16 protein-coding genes and 1 pseudogene are annotated in these 17,337 nt (G+C 60.3%); 3 read left to right on the top strand and 14 right to left on the bottom strand.

What is annotated here, in order from left to right:
• Positions 1 to 21: 21 nt before the first annotated feature.
• The 7 genes and pseudogenes from AC07VF_RS21000 to AC07VF_RS20970 all read right to left on the bottom strand — a co-directional run bounded on the left by AC07VF_RS21000 (position 22) and on the right by AC07VF_RS20970 (position 6,924).
• A complete protein-coding gene (locus AC07VF_RS21000) occupies positions 22 to 888 on the bottom strand; it encodes an ABC transporter permease (RefSeq protein ID WP_122536747.1) in 867 nt (288 codons plus the stop codon).
• Between the two features lie 39 nt (positions 889 to 927).
• Complete coding sequence (locus AC07VF_RS20995; RefSeq protein ID WP_495009645.1) at positions 928 to 1,809, bottom strand: ABC transporter ATP-binding protein; 882 nt, start codon at positions 1,807 to 1,809, stop codon at positions 928 to 930.
• Between the two features lie 14 nt (positions 1,810 to 1,823).
• Positions 1,824 to 2,717 carry a TauD/TfdA dioxygenase family protein gene (locus AC07VF_RS20990; RefSeq protein ID WP_495009644.1) on the bottom strand — a complete coding sequence of 298 codons (894 nt, stop codon included), beginning with the start codon at positions 2,715 to 2,717 and terminating at the stop codon, positions 1,824 to 1,826.
• 304 nt (positions 2,718 to 3,021) lie between these two features.
• The gene (locus AC07VF_RS20985) at positions 3,022 to 3,810 is read right to left on the bottom strand and encodes a MetQ/NlpA family ABC transporter substrate-binding protein (RefSeq protein ID WP_192173035.1); all 789 of its coding nucleotides are present in this window, start codon (positions 3,808 to 3,810) and stop codon (positions 3,022 to 3,024) included.
• A gap of 216 nt (positions 3,811 to 4,026) precedes the next feature.
• A pseudogene (locus tag AC07VF_RS20980) lies at positions 4,027 to 4,842 on the bottom strand (sigma 54-interacting transcriptional regulator); the annotation flags it as partial.
• 135 nt (positions 4,843 to 4,977) lie between these two features.
• Complete coding sequence (locus AC07VF_RS20975) at positions 4,978 to 5,559, bottom strand: alpha/beta hydrolase (protein ID WP_133775665.1); 582 nt, start codon at positions 5,557 to 5,559, stop codon at positions 4,978 to 4,980.
• 294 nt (positions 5,560 to 5,853) lie between these two features.
• Positions 5,854 to 6,924: a fatty acid desaturase gene (locus AC07VF_RS20970; protein ID WP_346627283.1), complete on the bottom strand. Its 1,071-nt coding sequence runs from the start codon at positions 6,922 to 6,924 to the stop codon at positions 5,854 to 5,856.
• A 110-nt stretch (positions 6,925 to 7,034) separates the two neighbouring features.
• On the opposite strand from AC07VF_RS20970, the gene AC07VF_RS20965 reads away from it, so the two are divergent.
• Positions 7,035 to 8,042 carry an AraC family transcriptional regulator gene (locus AC07VF_RS20965; RefSeq protein WP_423573833.1) on the top strand — a complete coding sequence of 336 codons (1,008 nt, stop codon included), beginning with the start codon at positions 7,035 to 7,037 and terminating at the stop codon, positions 8,040 to 8,042.
• A 12-nt stretch (positions 8,043 to 8,054) separates the two neighbouring features.
• On the opposite strand, the gene AC07VF_RS20960 is transcribed toward AC07VF_RS20965, so the two are convergent.
• Positions 8,055 to 8,765 (bottom strand): Crp/Fnr family transcriptional regulator, encoded by a 711-nt coding sequence (locus AC07VF_RS20960; RefSeq protein ID WP_423573834.1) that lies wholly within the window; start codon positions 8,763 to 8,765, stop codon positions 8,055 to 8,057.
• A gap of 106 nt (positions 8,766 to 8,871) precedes the next feature.
• Between AC07VF_RS20960 and AC07VF_RS20955 the strand changes: the two genes are divergently transcribed.
• Positions 8,872 to 9,408 carry an Mpo1 family 2-hydroxy fatty acid dioxygenase gene (locus AC07VF_RS20955; RefSeq protein ID WP_282371870.1) on the top strand — a complete coding sequence of 179 codons (537 nt, stop codon included), beginning with the start codon at positions 8,872 to 8,874 and terminating at the stop codon, positions 9,406 to 9,408.
• A 263-nt stretch (positions 9,409 to 9,671) separates the two neighbouring features.
• Here AC07VF_RS20955 and AC07VF_RS20950 read toward each other — a convergent pair whose 3' ends face one another.
• From AC07VF_RS20950 to dibA, 6 genes are all read right to left on the bottom strand, one after another.
• On the bottom strand, positions 9,672 to 10,661 hold the full coding sequence (locus tag AC07VF_RS20950) for a sulfate/molybdate ABC transporter ATP-binding protein (protein ID WP_172610084.1): 990 nt from the start codon (positions 10,659 to 10,661) through the stop codon (positions 9,672 to 9,674).
• A 3-nt stretch (positions 10,662 to 10,664) separates the two neighbouring features.
• Positions 10,665 to 11,537, bottom strand: coding sequence for a sulfate ABC transporter permease subunit CysW (cysW, locus tag AC07VF_RS20945; RefSeq protein ID WP_192173043.1), 873 nt, complete (start codon positions 11,535 to 11,537; stop codon positions 10,665 to 10,667).
• A 12-nt stretch (positions 11,538 to 11,549) separates the two neighbouring features.
• Positions 11,550 to 12,371 (bottom strand): sulfate ABC transporter permease subunit CysT, encoded by an 822-nt coding sequence (cysT, locus tag AC07VF_RS20940; protein ID WP_192173044.1) that lies wholly within the window; start codon positions 12,369 to 12,371, stop codon positions 11,550 to 11,552.
• 68 nt (positions 12,372 to 12,439) lie between these two features.
• Positions 12,440 to 13,450, bottom strand: a complete 1,011-nt coding sequence (locus AC07VF_RS20935) for a sulfate ABC transporter substrate-binding protein (protein ID WP_192173045.1) — start codon at positions 13,448 to 13,450, stop codon at positions 12,440 to 12,442.
• A gap of 81 nt (positions 13,451 to 13,531) precedes the next feature.
• On the bottom strand, positions 13,532 to 13,714 hold the full coding sequence (gene oscA / locus AC07VF_RS20930) for a sulfur starvation response protein OscA (RefSeq protein ID WP_065990977.1): 183 nt from the start codon (positions 13,712 to 13,714) through the stop codon (positions 13,532 to 13,534).
• Between the two features lie 199 nt (positions 13,715 to 13,913).
• A complete protein-coding gene (gene dibA / locus AC07VF_RS20925) occupies positions 13,914 to 15,836 on the bottom strand; it encodes a phosphodiesterase DibA (RefSeq protein ID WP_282372097.1) in 1,923 nt (640 codons plus the stop codon).
• A gap of 177 nt (positions 15,837 to 16,013) precedes the next feature.
• On the opposite strand from dibA, the gene desA reads away from it, so the two are divergent.
• Positions 16,014 to 17,198 carry a delta-9 fatty acid desaturase DesA gene (gene desA / locus AC07VF_RS20920; RefSeq protein ID WP_133775675.1) on the top strand — a complete coding sequence of 395 codons (1,185 nt, stop codon included), beginning with the start codon at positions 16,014 to 16,016 and terminating at the stop codon, positions 17,196 to 17,198.
• The last annotated feature ends 139 nt before the right edge of the window (positions 17,199 to 17,337 follow it).

Raw genomic sequence — 17,337 nt, 5'->3', positions numbered from 1 at the left:
GCGTTCGTTTGATAAAGCAGATCAGCGCTGCATGCCCCACCGCTTCACGGTCAGGCGCTCGACGTTACTGAACAGCAGGTTTTCCACCAGCAGACCAATGATGATCACCGCCGCCAGACCCGCGAATACCTTGTCGGTGTACAGCTCGTTGCGGTTCTGGAAGATGTACCAGCCCAGACCGCCCTTGCCCGAGGACGCGCCGAACACCAGTTCTGCGGCAATGAGGGTTCGCCACGCAAAGGCCCAGCCGATTTTCAGGCCCGCGAGAATCGAAGGCAGCGCCGCCGGAATCAGGATGTACCAGACGAACCGCAGGCCCTTGAGGCCGTAATTGCGCCCGGCCATGCGCTGGGTTTCCGAAACACCGAGAAACCCCGCGTAGGTGTTCAATGCCAACGCCCAGAGCACCGAATGCACCAGCACGAAAATCAGGCTGTTTTCACCGAGGCCAAACCACAGCAGCGACAGCGGCAGCAGCGCGATGGCCGGCAACGGGTTGAACATCGCCGTCAGCGTGCCGAGCAGGTCGCGACCCAGTTGGGTCGACACCGCCAGCGTGGTCAGACCAAACGCCAGGACGATGCCGATCAGGTAACCCTTGACCAGGACCGTCAGGGAGATCCAGACCTTGGTCAGCAATTCGCCACTGGCGATGCCGTCGATAAACGCCGAAGCGGTTTGCAGAAAGCTCGGCAGCAGCAGGTCGTTGCCCTGAATGCGCGCGGCGATTTCCCAGATGATCGCTAGGGCGACAAGGATGACGGCTTTACGCACCCAGCTCACCTGCCAGATGCGTTGCGCGAGGGGAATGTCGCGGGCCAGATCTTCCTGAGTGAAAGGCTCCAGCACGACTTCGTATTCTTCCCGCAGAGGGGGTGAAAGGCTCATGGGTGCAATCTCTTGAGGGGGCAGCTCGGCGAACCGCGATCAGTAGGCAATTCGAACATCCTGAAACCGCAGATCCGGCTCGACTGCAGGCGCTTCGCCCTCGTCGAACAACAGCCGGTGAATCCGCTGGGCAGACGCCTGGAACTCGACGCCGCCGAGGCTTTTCAAGTTGTACTGATGGCTGTTGATCTCGGCGCGCACGCGGCCCGGATGGGGCGACAACAGCAGAATCCGATTGCCCACCACCAGCGCTTCCTCGATGGAGTGGGTCACGAACAGCAGCGTGAAGCGCACCTCTTCCCACAGCTCCAGCAGCTCTTCCTGCATCTTGCGGCGGGTCAACGCGTCGAGCGCGGCGAAGGGCTCGTCCATCAACAGGATCTTGGGCTGCATCGCCAGCGCCCGGGCAATTGCCACGCGCGCCTTCATGCCGCCGGACAAGGTGTGCGGGTAAGCGTCAGCGAAAGCGCTCAGGCCGACTTTCTCCAGGTAATACCGTGCGCGCTCCTCGGCCTCACGACGCTTGAGGGTGCGCGAGGCCAGCAGCGGAAACATGACGTTCTGGATCACCGTCTTCCACGGCGGCAACTGGTCGAATTCCTGAAACACCACGATGCGGTCGGGCCCCGGCTCCTTTACCTCTTGGCCGGCCAGACGAATCTGCCCTTCGCTGGGCTGGATAAACCCGGCCACGGCCTTGAGCAGCGTTGACTTGCCGCAGCCCGACGGGCCGAGCAGGACAAAACGGTCGGCAAAATCGATTTCAAAACTGACTTGATGGGTGGCCCGCACCACGCGTTCCGGCGTGCGGTATTCAAGGCTGACGCCTTGTACTTGCAGCAGCGCTTCAGCGGTGGGCTGATTGGCCTGGTGCGCGTTCAAGCGATCGCTAGCCGTGTGGCTTTGCAGAACAGCATTCATGGAGCTCTCCTGGATCAGAACGGCGCATCGCCCTGAATGGTGGTGCGGTGCAAGCGACGGCGCAGGTGATCGGGCGTGCCGCCGGCTAGATGAATCAGCGAGCGGTTGTCCCAGAACACCATGTCGTTCTCCTGCCACTTGTGGCGGTAAACGCCTTCCGGGCGAACGCTGTGGGCGTACAGCTCTGTGAGAATTGCCTGACTCTCGTCTTCCGGCAGGCCGACGATGTGGGTGGTGAAGCCTTCGCTGACGAACAGCGCCTTGCGCCCGTTTTCCGGGTGGGTCCGCACGATCGGATGGCTGACCACTGCGACTTGGGCCAACTGTTCAGCGCTCAGGGTTGGGCGCCAGTTATCAGCGTTATGCCCATGGCTGTAGCGGGAGGTATAGCTGTGCACCGCATTGCGACCTTCGACGGCTTTGCGCAGATGCTCGGGCAGCGTGTTCCAGGCCAAATGCATGTCAGCGAACAGGGTGTCACCGCCTTCGCTTGGCAGCTCCTGGGCGTAGAGCATCGAGCCCAGGCTCGGCAGTTCTTTGTAGGACAGGTCCGAGTGCCAGTATTTGCCGGCATCGCCCAGCCCGACCGGCTGGCCGTTTTCGACGATATTGGAGACGATCAAAATCTCGGGATGATTGGCGAGCAGGAATTGCTTGAGCACATGAATCTGCAGGACGCCAAAACGGCGACTGAAATCGATCTGCTGCTGCGGGGTGATGTGCTGATCGCGGAAAACAACCACGTGGTAATCGAGATGCGCTTGGTGCACACGGGCAAAATCGGCGTCGTTGAGCGGACGGGACAGATCCAGACCGACGATTTCCGCGCCCACCTTTTCGGCGAATGGACGCACATCGAACTGCTGACCGGGCGCTTGCGCGGACGAAGCGTGGGAGGCTGCTGGCATGAGAACTCCGACTCCAAAAGGTGTGGCTGAGGAGGGAGGACTTTAAAGCTATAAGAAGCGAAGTTTAAATATCGTTAGAGCATATGCATAGCGCCGAACGACCTAGCGACGGCCGTTGGCCATTACTGATGAGCGAGGCGCCTAAAAGCCGACTTATGCATAGGCGCTACGCTCGAAACGCAAAAACGCACTTGCCCGCCGTCACTTCCATGCACCCGATGACAGTACGTCAGCGGAGCGGGAGCAACGGCGGGCAAGCGCGTTTTGTATACGAATGCGCTGCAATCGCGCATTCAAGCCTTCATCAGAACGCCGGGATAACTGCGCCGTCGTACTTCTTGTTGATGAAGTCTTTGACCTGCTGGCTGGTCAGCGCCTTGGACAGCTTCTCGATCGCGTCGGTGTGAGCGTTGTCGGTGCGGGTGACCAGGTAGTTCACGTACGGCGAGTCGGAGCCTTCCAGAATCAGCGCATCCTTTTTAGGGCTGAGCTTGGCTTCCAGCGCGTAGTTGGTGTTGATCAGATCCAGGTCGACCTGATCCAGCGCGCGGGGCAGCAGAGCCGATTCCAGTTCGCGGAACTTCAGTTTCTTCGGATTGGTGGCGATGTCTTTCGGCGTCGACAAGGCGTTGGTCGGGTCTTTCAGGGTGATCAGGCCGTTCTTCTGCAACAGCAGCAGAGCGCGACCGGCGTTGCTGCCTTCGTTCGGAATGGCAACGGTTGCGCCTTCAGGCAACTGGTCAATGGACTTCCACTTCTTCGAGTAGCCGCCGAACGGTTCGACGTGTACGCCGACGCCGGTCACCAGGGTAGCGCCCTTGCCTTTGTTGAAGCCGTCCAGGTAAGGCTTGGTCTGGAAGTAGTTGGCGTCCAGACGCTTCTCGTTCAGTTGCACGTTCGGCTGCACGTAGTCGGTGAAGACCTTGATTTGCAGGTCCACGCCTTCTTTGGCCAGTTCAGGCTTGATCAGCTCGAGGATCTCGGCGTGCGGAACAGCGGTGGCGCCCACGACGAGCTTCTCGGCAGCTTGTGCAGCGCTGATGCCCAGGGAGAGAGCAGCCGCCAGTGCGGTGAACAAAAACGTCTTCTTCATGCGATGTCCTTAATAGAAATCGGGTCGCCTCGTGGGCGACTTGTTTTCGGTCTGCCGCGGGATCGACCCTTGGCAGGGGAGCGGCTGATGCGGACAGTACCGAGATTTTTTATTCCGAGACAATACTTTTTAGTCGGATGGTTATGCCTTTTCGCTATCAGCGGGCATTTTGCCACCCGGCTACCTGCTCAGTGAGCTCAAGAGCCATTACCGGACCGGCAGATTCAGGTGCTCAGGCAGGATCTCCGCGCCGCTGCTCACCAGCAACGCGAAGTGAATGACGTTCTCCAGCTCCCGTGTGTTGCCCGGCCAGTAATGGGCTTCGAGCACTCGTTGCGCGTCTTCGCTGATCAGCGGCATCTCAAAATCGAAGCGCTGGCTGTAAATCCCCAGGAAGTACTCGGCCAACGGCAGGATGTTGCCGGGCTGTTCGCGCAACGCCGGCAGGTCGAGGCGCCCTTCGTTCAGGTAGCGATAAAGCCGCTCGTGGAATTTGCCAGCGGCGACTGACAGGCGCAGATCGATGCTGGTCGCGGCGACCAGTCTGACGTCGACCTGGCTGGGCTGCGTGGCGCCGACGCGGGTGACTTCGTGGTTTTCCAGCGCTGCCAGCAACTTGATCTGGATCGCCATCGGCAGGTCGGCGATTTCATCCAGGTACAACGTGCCGCCCGTTGCCGAGCCGAACCAGCCTGCCCGACTGCTGGCGGACCCGCTGTAGGCGCCGGCGGCGTAACCGAACAGCTCGGCGTCGGCGTAGGTCGAGCTGATGGCGCCGCAGTTGACCGACACGAATAACCCGGCCCGGTCGCTACCTCGATGAATATGACGCGCCAGCAATTCCTTTCCCGTGCCGGATTCGCCGCGGATCAACACGGGCAAGTCCAGCGGCGCCAGCAGTTCCATCTCTTCGCGCAATTGCCGCGATCGTGGATCGATGAACACTAGGGCCTTGGCGCGGATGCTCAGCGGGCTTTTTTCAGCATCAGGGAAGGTCAACAGCGGGTTGCTCGATAGGTCGGAAAGGCTCATGGCAGGCTCCCGCCCCGGCCATCCATTGACCGAAGCGTTTTTAAAAAAAAGGCCGCAGCGCCTGTCGGTTCACTGCGGCGAAAGTGATCGTGAGAAAAGAGGTCTCAGGCGCAACGACCGTTGCAAATGCGATGGTCATGCGCGGCGGCGGTTGAAATGCTCGATGCGCCCTTGCAGCCGGTACAGATAAGCGAAACCCTGTTCCCAGCGTTGATGCCCGGACTTCACATTGATATGGCCCGCGCCGCTGAGAATGCCGATTTCGGCGCCCCAGTTGCGGGCCATTTCCATCGCGCGCAATGCGCTGACGGCGGAATCGTTATCGGAGCTGACCACTTGGGTCGGGAACGGCAGCAGGTGCTCGGGAATCGGCGCGAAATTGCGGATCGCCGGCGGGCAATTGGGGCGCTCGACGTCAGCGGGCGCCACCAGCAGGGCCCCGCGCACCTGACGCAAACTCGCCAGTGGCGCCAGCTGCGCCCAATGGGCAACGGTCACGCAACCCAGGCTGTGGGCGATGAGAATCACCGGGGTGCTGTCAGAGGCGATAGCGCGTTGCAGCTCACCCACCCAATCTTCTCGGCGCGGCTTGAGCCAGTCGGCCTGCTCCACACGCACGCTATTGGGCAGACTGTTCTGCCAATGGGTTTGCCAATGGTCGTCGGCAGATCCTTGCCAGCCTGGCACGATCAGGTAACGGATCGATTCGTTATGCATGGCCTTCGCCTCCTGCATGTTGCGTTCATGGGGGCGAGTATAGGGATCGGACATATATTCGAAAAAGAATAAGAAGCTATTTATTAATAGCTCGAAAATATATGCAGCAGCCTCAGGGAAAGGCGCAAAAAAAAGAGGGCCACCCCCTGCCTTAAAGGGGTGACCCTGAGAATCACGCTGTCTGCCCCCAGCTCGCCGGGGATGAGCAGAGATTAAGGGGCGGTTGTTACAGAAATTTTTATCCGGAGAAATTTCCCACAAGCCGGCGAGACTGGCGCAATGGGCCGCCAGGTATCAACCGCGTGCAGGCTTGAGGACCGCGTCGTTTTCAGTCGTTCGTTCAAAGCGGTTGGCCCGCCCGAAGGTGCCGAAATCATTGAACCGCACCCCCATTTCAGCCATCACTTTGTGCGCAACGGGTGCCGTCATCTGGCGGATATAGAACGGCTCCTTCACCACGAAGTGATGAATGCCATGGGTGCTGCCGAAGTTAAAGCAGAACGCCTGCATCGGCCACATCCACCACGGATTGAGCACTTGGGTCTGCTGCATGACATTGCCCAGTTCGACGTCGCCGTAGTAATGCATGTTGGAACTGACGAAATGCAGACAGAACGTACGCAGCACGTTCGGACCGACGAGGACCACGACAGCGACGTCGATGACGTGCATGACCGCCAGCGTGTTCGCCGACCAGTCAATCGAGCTGCCCATCAGACCGGCAATGCCATTGGCGGCATGGAAGCCAAGAAACACGTACCACGCGCCCCAATTCAGCAGCGCCAGCGGCGCATAGACGCGCAGGGTGCGCTTGAGAATGCTGAATTTATGCGCCCAGGTTTTCGCCCGCAGCATGCGGATCAGCGACGACATCACGTTATCGCCGACCATCAGCAACCGCGCCAGGCCCCACGGCTCGCCATTGGTAATGGCGCGCTCTTCCATATCTGCCTCGGTGCCGGAGACCTTGTGATGATTGAGGTGCAAGTGCCGACGAATCCAGGGATTGATCGTGCTCGGCCGCGCCATCCAGACCAATGCAAGCATCAGATTGTGGGGCACCCGCTGCTTGCGGAAATACATGCTGTGGATCAGGTCGTGTTCAAGCTCATGGGTCAGCGACGCAAAGAACGCATTCAGCAGCAGGCACGCCCACCAGGCCAGGTAACCCCCGATATAGAGCGTCGCGCTGCCAATCATGCCGGCGAGTGCGAAGCACAGGATGCCGGCGCCGATGGCATCCTGGTGCCGCAGCATCGGATAGCGCTCTCGCAGCGCGGCACCATGGGCGGAAACCACCGCACGAATATGCGCTGATCGTTGTTGTGCATTCAGTCCGGCAGCACTTGCAGAAGTGTCGTGCATGCTTCCATTCTCCGGTTTCAGGATGAAAAAACGTGGCACCACTTTGCCGCTTAAGCCCGGATGCTGCCTGACCGTGAACGCCAATCTGTAGACCGGAAGCGCCAACTTGTATGTCTGAGCCGAGCATCCTCGCCAGCTGGACCCGCGCCCTGCGCAAGCAACTCGATGCCCTCGGCCTCGACAGCCTCGCACTGAGCCGGGCTGCGGGCCTGGATCCCCAGCTGATGGATGACCCCAACGCGCGATACCCGGTGACGGTCACCACCCGTTTTTGGGAACTGGCCGTGCAGGCCAGCGGCGATCCGGCGCTGGGCTTGCGAGTGTCGCGGTTCGTCAGCCCGACGACCTTTCATGCGCTCGGTTATGCGCTGGTTGCCAGCGGGTCGTTGCGTGAGGTGTTCGAGCGCATCGTGCGTTATCACCCGGTGGTGAGCGACGCGCTGGTCATGAGTTTTGAACGCGTGGACGAGCATTACGAGTTTCGTTTCCGCGTGCCCGACGGCAGCCCGATGCCGGCCAATGAGGCGATGGACGCCTTCGCCGCAATCTATGTGCGCACTTGCCGCAATCGCCTGGGCCGTCATTACGCGCCGCTGGCCGTTCACCTGATGCGGCCGCAACCGGAAGATCCGCAGCCCTGGCATGCCGTCTTCCGTGCGCCGCTGTTCTTTGGTGCGGCGGAGAATCTGCTGCTCTTCTCCTGTGAGGATTTCGACAGCCATCTGGACGACGCCAATCCCGAGTTGGCCGAGCATAACGAGGCCGTGCTCAACCGCACCCTCGAACAACTCAGCGCGCTGACCTGGGAGCGCAAGGTGCGCGGCGCCATCGAAACTCAATTGCCGGAAGGCGAGCCGTCCGCCGAGCACATCGCCCACACCCTGCACCTGAGCCTGCGCAGCCTTCAGCGCCATTTGGCCGACGAGGGTTGTCGCTACGATCTGCTGCTCAATCAGTGCCGGCAGAATCTGGCGCTGCAACACATGCGCGACCCCGGCTGCTCGCTCAGTGAAGTGGCCTACCTGCTCGGCTTCGCTGACACCAGCAGTTTCAGCCGCGCGTTCAAGCGCTGGACCGGCATGACGCCCAGCCAGTACCGCGAAGGGATGAATCGCTGACCGGTGACGCCATCACGCGCCTGCGCCGGTCAGGCGATGAAGCGCCGTCTCGCGCAGCCATTCGGTGTCCAGCACATGGATCAGGTCGTGATCGCGGCGCACGATTTGCCGTTCGGCGAACTCCCCAAGTACCCGTTCGACCACCTCAGCGCTCAGCCCGAGGCAGCGATTGGAGGCCATGTCGGACAGAGGCACGCTGCGCACCGAACGATCCATCTCGCCGTAGGCCTCGGCCAGCATCAGCAGCCGAAACGCCACGCGTTCCTCGGTGGGCATCAGGGTGATGTCTTCAAGGGCGGGGACGGCGAGCCCGAGCTTGCGCCCCAGCAAATCACGGAAATGCCGCCACAAGGCCGGGTGTTCAGCCAGCAGTTGCTTGAGTGGCGCATGGGGCATGTGCAGGAGAATGACCGCGCCTTGAGCGAAGACATCGTGGGTCGCGGGCAGGCTGTCGAACAGCGAGGCTTCGCCAAACCAGAAGGGCCGATAGCCTTCTGCCGGGGGGATGTCTGTTTGCTGCGGCTTGAGAGGATTAATGCGTAACGAACCGGTGAGCAACGCATACAGGCCGGGCGAGGGATCGCCGCGCTGGAAGATCGATTTGCCGGGCGTCACCCGGCGCTGTCGCATGCCGATCAGCAAGCTATCCTGCAACAGCGCAGGCAGATCGCGGAACCATCGGTCGTTGATAAACCATGAGCGCCATTGGGTTCCATTCGTCATGTGAATCTCCTTTTGATAGCCGGCGTTTTGTTGCAGGCTGAGCCGTGCAGCGGCCTCAGCCAAAAAAAATCAGCGGCATGATCCATGTATCCAGAGAGGAATAACAATGAAAAACCTCGTCGATCACCTCAGCCAGTACGCGGCCTACCACCGCGACACCCGTAATATCGTTACCCACTTCGTCGGCATTCCCCTGATCGTGATCGCCGTGGCCGTGCTGTTGTCACGCCCCGGCTGGACCAGTTGGTCCCTCGGCGGGCTTTGGGTGTCGCCGGCCTTGCTGGTGAGTCTGGCGGCGACGTTTTTCTACCTGCGGCTGGACGCCTTCTTCGGCGTGCTGATGGGCGTTCTGCTCGCGCTGTGCCTGTGGCTCGGCGCAAGCCTGGCGCAACAGACCACCATGGTCTGGCTCAGCGCCGGCGTCGGGCTGTTCGTGCTCGGTTGGGCGATTCAGTTTGTGGGCCATTATTACGAGGGTCGCAAGCCGGCGTTTGTCGACGACCTCACAGGCCTGATCATCGGCCCGCTGTTTGTCGTTGCCGAAGCGGCTTTTTTGCTGGGAATGCGAAAGAAGTTGCAACACGCCATCGAGGCGCGGGTGGGCAAGACGCACCGGCGGGATTTGAAGAAGGCTGCGGTCTAGAACTGTGTTTTAACAACCAATCAGATCGATCGTCGAAGGACATCGCTGATTTCCCTGCGGATGAAGGAATGTGGGAGTGACCGGGGTGGCGCTCCACCTTGCTCACGAAGGCTGGATTCCAGCCGCTGAAAATCTAGCGGATGTAATGGCCTCTTCGCGAGCAAGCTCGCTCCCACAAGATGTGTATTTATCCCCAGACAGCGCGGTGGCCGAGCTGTCCATTTGATTAGAGAGCGCTTAAATACTCTTGATCAGAGAGCGCCCTAAATACTCTCCCGCTTCTGCCAGACCTTCGGCTTGAAGAACAGCGTTTCTCCCCGCGCCAGCCCTGTCAGGCTGTCATGGTCTTTTACCACTTCCGCTTCGATCAGTTCGGGTTGCCCTTCGACCTTCAGCGTCACCCGCGTCGTGGCGCCCAACGGACGAATGTCCCGCACTTCCGCCGCGTGGTGCCCTTCCACTTCATGCCGTGACAACGACACCTCGTGCGGGCGGAACAACACGTGGTTATCTTCGCCCAGATGCAGGCGGTTCGAGTCACCCAGAAAGTGATACACGAAATCGCTCGCCGGGTTCTCATAGACATCGCCGGGCGAACCGATCTGCTCGATCACGCCCTTGTTCATCACCACGATGCGGTCCGCGACTTCCATCGCCTCTTCCTGGTCGTGGGTCACGAATACAGAAGTCAGGTTGATGTCTTCGTGCAGCCGCGCCAGCCAGCGACGCAGCTCCTTGCGTACCTTGGCGTCCAGCGCGCCAAACGGTTCGTCAAGCAGTAACACTTTGGGTTCCACCGCCAAGGCGCGGGCCAAGGCAATCCGCTGACGCTGACCGCCCGACAATTGCTCCGGATAGCGATCCGACAGCCAGTCCAGCTGCACCATGTTCAGCAGCTCATGCACTTTGACCGCGATCTGGCTTTCGTTCGGGCGCTGGTTCTTCGGCTTCATGCGCAGGCCGAAGGCGACGTTGTCGAACACCGTCATGTGGCGGAACAGCGCGTAATGCTGGAAGACGAACCCCACGTTGCGATCGCGCACGTCGTGGCCGGAGACATCCTCGCCGTGGAACACAATGCTGCCTTTGTCCGGCGTTTCCAGCCCGGCAATGATGCGCAGCAGCGTGGTCTTGCCACAGCCGGACGGGCCCAACAGCGCCACGAGCTCGCCACTCTGGATATCCAGACTGATGCCGTCGAGGGCCTTGAAGGCGTTGAAATTCTTGCTGACGTTACGGACTTCGATCGACATGAGTTATTCCTCCGCCGCGTTTTTGCGCAGACGGCTAATGCGCGCTTCGCTCCACTGCTTGAGCAGCAGGATGAACAGCGCAAGGATCAATAACAGGCTCGCCACGGCAAATGCAGCCACGTGGTTGTACTCGTTGTAGAGAATCTCGACATGCAACGGCAGGGTGTTGGTCACGCCGCGAATGTGGCCCGAGACCACAGACACCGCACCGAACTCACCCATGGCCCGCGCGGTACACAGCACCACGCCGTAGATCAGGCCCCATTTGATGTTGGGGACGGTCACATGCCAGAACATCTGCCAGCCATTGGCACCGAGCAGGCGCGCGGCTTCTTCTTCCTGGGTGCCCTGCTCCTGCATCAGCGGGATCAGCTCGCGGGCCACGAACGGCACGGTCACGAAGATGGTCGCCAGCACGATGCCCGGCAGGGCGAAGACGATCTGGATGTCGTGCTCCTGCAGCCAGGGGCCGAACACGCCACGGGCGCCGAACATCAGCACGTAAATCAGACCGGCGATGACCGGCGAGACCGAGAACGGCAGGTCGATCAGGGTGACCAGAATCGCCTTGCCGCGGAACGAGTATTTACTTACGCACCAGGCCGCCGCGACGCCGAAGACGACGTTGAGCGGCACCGAAATCAGCACTGCGAACACCGTGAGCTTGAGGGCCGACAGCGCATCGGGCTCCAGGATAGCCGCGAAGAATCCGCCGAGGCCGTTACTCAAGCCCTGGCCGATCACCACCACCAGCGGCAGTAGCAGGAAGAACGCGAAGACCAGCCAGCCAAGGCCGATCAGAATGCGCCGCGACACCGCGCTGCCACGACGGGCAGCATTGGCGGAGGACGCAGCAATGAGCGATGAACCAGACATACGTGCGCCTCCTCAGTTAGGGGTTTCGATGCGTCGCTGCAACAGATTGATCAGCAGCAACAGCACGAACGACACCAGCAGCATCATCACGCCAATCGCCGTGGCGCCGGTGTAGTCGTACTGGTCGAGCTTGACCATGATCAGCAGCGGCAGGATCTCGGTCTTCATCGGCATGTTGCCGGCGATGAAAATCACCGAGCCGTATTCACCCACGCCCCGGGCGAAGGCCAGCGCAAAGCCGGTCAGCCAGGCAGGCAACAAGGCCGGGACGAGGATGTGACGGAACACCTGAAGAGGTTTGGCGCCAAGGCACGCCGCGGCTTCTTCAACTTCACGCGGAATGTCCGCCAGCACCGGCTGAACCGTGCGCACCACAAAGGGCATGGTGACGAAGGTCAACGCCAGGGTGATACCGAAGGGGGTGTAGGCAATCTTGATGCCCATATCGGCAGCGAACTGGCCGATGAAACCCGTCGGCGTGTACAGCGCAGTCAGCGCGATACCGGCAACGGCGGTGGGCAATGCGAAGGGCAGATCGATCATCGCGTCGATGATCTTGCGACCGGGGAAGGTGTAACGCACCAGCACCCAGGCCAGCAGGGTGCCGATGATGCCGTTGATGATCGCCGCGAAGAACGCCGTGCCGAAACTCAGCTTGAGCGCTGCAAGCACGCGAGGCGCCGTGACGACGTTCCAGAACTGAACGGCGCTCAGTTGGGAGGCGTGGATGAACATGACCGCAAGCGGTATCAGCACAATCAGACTGAGGTACACCAATGTGTAGCCCAGCGTCAGCCCGAAGCCGGGTATGACGGGGGATATGCGTCGAGACATAAAAGTCCTTGGTTTACACACGTTACCCGGAACAAGTCCGGGTCCATTTTTTCCGTGGGGGGCTGCGGTTACTGCGGAATGTAGATCTGATCGAACACACCACCGTCATCAAAGAACTTGGGCTGAGCCGATTTCCAGCCACCGAAGTCTTTGTCGATGGTCAGCAAATTGAGTTTAGGAAACTGCTTCTCGTACTTGGCGGCCACTTCCGTATCGCGAGGACGATAGAAGTTTTTCGCCGCGATTTCCTGACCTTCCTTGCTGTACAGGTGCTTCAGGTATTCGGTGGCGATTTCGGTGGTGCCGTGCTTCTCGGCGTTCTTCTCGACGACGGCCACTGGAGGCTCGGCCAGAATCGACAGCGAAGGGACGACGATGTCGAACTTGTCCGCGCCGCCGTCTTCTTTCAACGCCAGGAACGCTTCGTTTTCCCACGCCAGCAACACGTCACCCTGACCGTTGTTGACGAAAGTGATGGTCGAACCGCGTGCGCCGGTATCCAGCACCGGAACGTGCTTGAACAGTTTGCCGATGTAATCCTTGGCCTTGGTTTCATCCCCGCCATTGGATTTCAGACCGTAACCGTAAGCCGCCAGGAAATTCCAGCGCGCGCCGCCCGAGGTTTTCGGGTTTGGCGTGATCACCGATACTCCGTCCTTGATCAGGTCGCCCCAGTCATGGATGCCTTTCGGGTTGCCCTTGCGCACCAGGAACACGATGGTCGAGGTGTACGGGGTGCTGGCGTCCGGCAACTTGGTCTGCCAGTTCTCAGGAATGGTCTTGCCCAGCTTGGCGATTTCGTCGATGTCGCCGGCCAGGGCCAGGGTGACCACGTCGGCAGGCGAGCCGTCGATCACCGAGCGGCCCTGCTTGCCCGAGCCACCGTGGGACTGGTTGATCTTCACGGTGTCGCCCGGATGGGATTTTTTCCAGAAGTTGATGAATTCGGCGTTGTAGTCCTGATACAGCTCGCGCGTCGGGTCGTACGAGACGTTCAGCAGGGTGAAATCCTTGGCGACAGCAGAACCGGCAAACACCGCACTGGCGAGCGCGGCCAGCGCATAACGACGAATGGACATGAATCAGGCTCCTGGACAAATGTGTGTTGTTGGCTTTTTCTAGTTTTAGGTCATGCGGTGTTCGTTATGCGGGAGCGTGCCTCAGCCCTGCTTGTTGCTCGGGTTTTGCAGACGGAATTTCTCCTTGCGCTCGATCTGGACCACTTGCGCGTTGTGCACCGTGATTTCAACCGCGCCAAAACGCAGGTCACGCAGCGCGCTTTGAATTTCACGCAAAATGCTTGCTTCGTCCTGGCCGTCAACGCTACGTAGAGATGCGCTCATGTTCGTGCTCCTTGAAAGATTTGCCGCAGCGTGGGGGCAAACGCTGCTTGTGGCGTGAGCGCGATAGTAGAGAGGCAGAGATATTCTTAAAAATACTATTTAAGAATGCAGATATAACCAAAAGGCATTTGCGCCTGAGGTTGGCCGGGAACGACCGATAAAGCGGTTCTGAACGTGTGGCGCGCGCCACACGGCTGTGTCAGGCAGAGACAAACACCGGCGCATGCTGCCAGTTGATCTGTTCCGCCGGCATGGGGCGCGCGAACCAATAGCCCTGCCCCAGTTCGCAGTTGTGCTTCAGCAGAAAACCGGCCTGACTGGCCTGCTCAATGCCTTCTGCCAGCACGCGCATGCCCATGGCACGGGCCAGGGCAATGATGGCGTTGACGATCGCGATGTCGTCATCGTCGTCCGGCAACCCGGCCACAAACCCTTGATCGATTTTCAGTTTCTGCACCGGCATGCGCTTGAGCCGCAGCAGTGACGAGTACCCCGTGCCGAAATCGTCGATGGACAGTTTCAGACCCAGATCCCGCAGACGGTGCATCTGCTCGATGGCCTGATCAGGGTCGTCCATGATCGCGCTTTCGGTCACCTCAAGCTCCAGAAACTCCGGTGCCAGACCAGTTTCGTTCAGCACCTTGGCCACCCGGCGATCAAGATCACCGCGACCGAACAATCGGCTGGACACGTTGACGGCGACGAAGGCGATATTTACACCCTCCGCCAGCCACTCGCCCATCTGCCGGCAGGCTTGGGTCAGCACCCAGTTGTCGATGTCGGCGATCAGCCCGCTTTGCTCGGCGATGGGGATGAATTCACCCGGCGAGACCATGCCGCGCGCGGGGTGCTGCCAGCGCACCAGTGCCTCGACGCCCTCGATGCAGCGGCTGTGGAGGTTATGGATCGGCTGATAAAACACCCGCAGCTCGTTTTCCTCGACGGCCTGTCGCAGCTCGGCCGCCAATTCGACGCGGCGCTGGGCGTGGGCGGTCAGTTCAGCGGTGTACATCGCGTAGCTTTCCCGCCCTTGATGCTTGGCCTGTGAAAGCGCGGCGTCGGCATTGCGCAGCAACTGTTCGGCGGTCAGCGCATCCTGGGGAAAGATGCTGATGCCGACGCTTGCTGTCAGAAACAGAGATTGCCCGCTGACCAGAAAAGGCTCGCGCAGCCCTTCCAGAATGCTCTGCGCCAGTTCGGCGGATTGCGCGACCTGCTGGGCATTTTCGAGCAGAATCGCGAATTCGTCGCCGCCCAGCCGCGCCAGCGTGACGCCCTTTTCCAGATGGATTTGCAGCCGCTCGGCGGCGGCTTTCAGCACTTCGTCCCCGGCGTTGTGGCCGAGGCTTTCGTTGATGTGCTTGAAGTGATCGAGATCGACGAGCAGAAGCGCCAGGGTGCGCTTATTGCGGCGTGCGTGGGTGTGAGCCTGCTCGGCACGGTCGGTGAACAGCAGGCGATTGGGCAGACCGGTCAAAGGATCGTAATGGGCCAGATGCGCCAGCTCTCGCTCGGAATGCTTGATCGAAGAAATATCGGAAAACACGGCGACGAACTGTGTGATTTCGCCTTCCTCGTCCCGGATCGGACGAATGCTCTGCCACTGCGGGTAGATCTCGCCGCTTTTACGCCGGTTCCAGATCTCGCCGCTCCACTGCCCGGCGCTGAGGATGGTCTTGAACATCCGTTCGTAGAACTCGGGGCCATGGCGGCCTGACTTGAACGTGCTCGGCCGCAAACCCACCACTTCGTCCTGCTGATACCCGGTGATCTCGCTGAAAGCGCGGTTCACGTGGACGATCACGCCCGTGGCATCGGTGACCAGCACGCCTTCCAGCGTGGTGTCGAATACGGCCGCTGCCAGTCGCAGACGCTGCATGTCCTCATGCCGGCGCGCCAGCTCGGTGACGCCCATGAATCGCAGCAGCCGCGAGCGAGCCAGATAGATCAGCACTGCGCTGACGGCCAGCCAGAGATAACCGCCGGTCTGTTGCGCTCGCGTCAGCACGGTCGCGTCCTCGATCAGCCGCGGCAGTAAATAGTCACTGATCGCCAGCCACACCATCGACAAAAGCCCGTACAACGTTGCGGTGCGTAGCGCATCCCGGGTGATGCTCGACATAGAAAGAAACAACCTTGCGAAAGTTGGAAATTATAGAACAAGAAACATCTTGCGACGCTTCTCTGAAAGACCGACTGTTTTTATCTGTGAGCTAAGTGATAATGCTCGCTTCTGTCTCAGGGTCTGCTCAGGCGGATCCGTACATTGCACGCGTAACAACCGAGGGCAACTCAGCCTATGTGGAACAACGGTCTGCTCGACCTTTCCGTCTGGCAATTGGTCGCAGTCACCCTGGCGATGACACACGTCACCATCGTCGGCGTCACGGTCTATCTCCATCGCTATTCAGCGCATCGCTCCCTGGAACTCAACGCAGGGCTCAAGCACTTTTTCCGTTTCTGGCTGTGGCTCACCACGGCGCAGAACACCCGCGAGTGGACCGCTATCCACCGCAAGCACCACGCCAAATGCGAAACCGTCGATGACCCCCACAGCCCGGTCATCAAGGGTCTGTCGACCGTGCTGCGCAAAGGCGCCGAGCTGTACCGCGCCGAAGCGGAGAACCCCGAGACGCTGCGCATCTACGGCAAAAACTGCCCCGAGGACTGGATCGAGCGCAACCTGTATTCGCGCTATCCACTGCTAGGCGTCGCGCTCATGGGCGTGATCGATCTGGCGCTGTTTGGCGTCATCGGCATCACCGTCTGGGCGATCCAGATGATGTGGATTCCTGTGTGGGCGGCGGGCGTGGTCAATGGCCTCGGCCACGCGGTCGGCTATCGCAACTTCGAATGCCGCGACGCTGCCACCAATCTGGTGCCCTGGGGCATTTTGATCGGCGGCGAAGAGCTGCATAACAATCACCACACCTACCCCAACTCGGCCAAGCTGTCGGTCAAGCGCTGGGAGTTCGACATGGGCTGGGCGTGGATCAAAGTGTTCAGCTGGTTGCGCCTGGCGAAGGTGCAGCGGGTTGCGCCGATCGCGCACCGTGTGGAAGGCAAAGGCCATCTGGACATGGACACGGCGATGGCCATCCTCAACAACCGTTTCCAGATCATGGCTCAGTACCGCAAGCTGGTGATCGCGCCGTTGGTGGCACAGGAGCTGGCCAAAGCCGATGCCTCCGTGCGTCACCAGTTCCGCCGCGCCAAACGCCTGCTTTCCCGCGAGCCAAGCCTGCTGGAAGACAAGCATCAAGCGCGCATCCAGACCATGCTGGAGCACAGTCAAGCACTGAAAGTGATCTACGAAAAACGCCTGGCGCTGCAGCAGATCTGGGCGAAGACCAGCAGCAATGGTCACGACATGCTGGCGGCCATCAAGGACTGGGTCCACGAGGCGGAAGCCAGCGGCATTCAGTCGCTGCGTGACTTCGCCGATCAGCTGAAAACCTACTCGCTGCGGCCTCATCACGCCTGATGCCGTTGATCGGTGACCATTCGTCCGAGTGGCACCGATCGGAACTTAGTGCCATTACTCCTATCTCATTAACACCTTCGCACTATGCTGTGTGACATGTTGTGGCATGCGCCGCACCTTATTCCGAGATGCAGTGCTC

Source organism: Pseudomonas sp. GW821-FHT02H06 (genome assembly GCF_059421525.1).
Note: the sequence above shows the minus strand (reverse complement) of the source record. Positions and strands in the feature narration are given on the sequence as shown.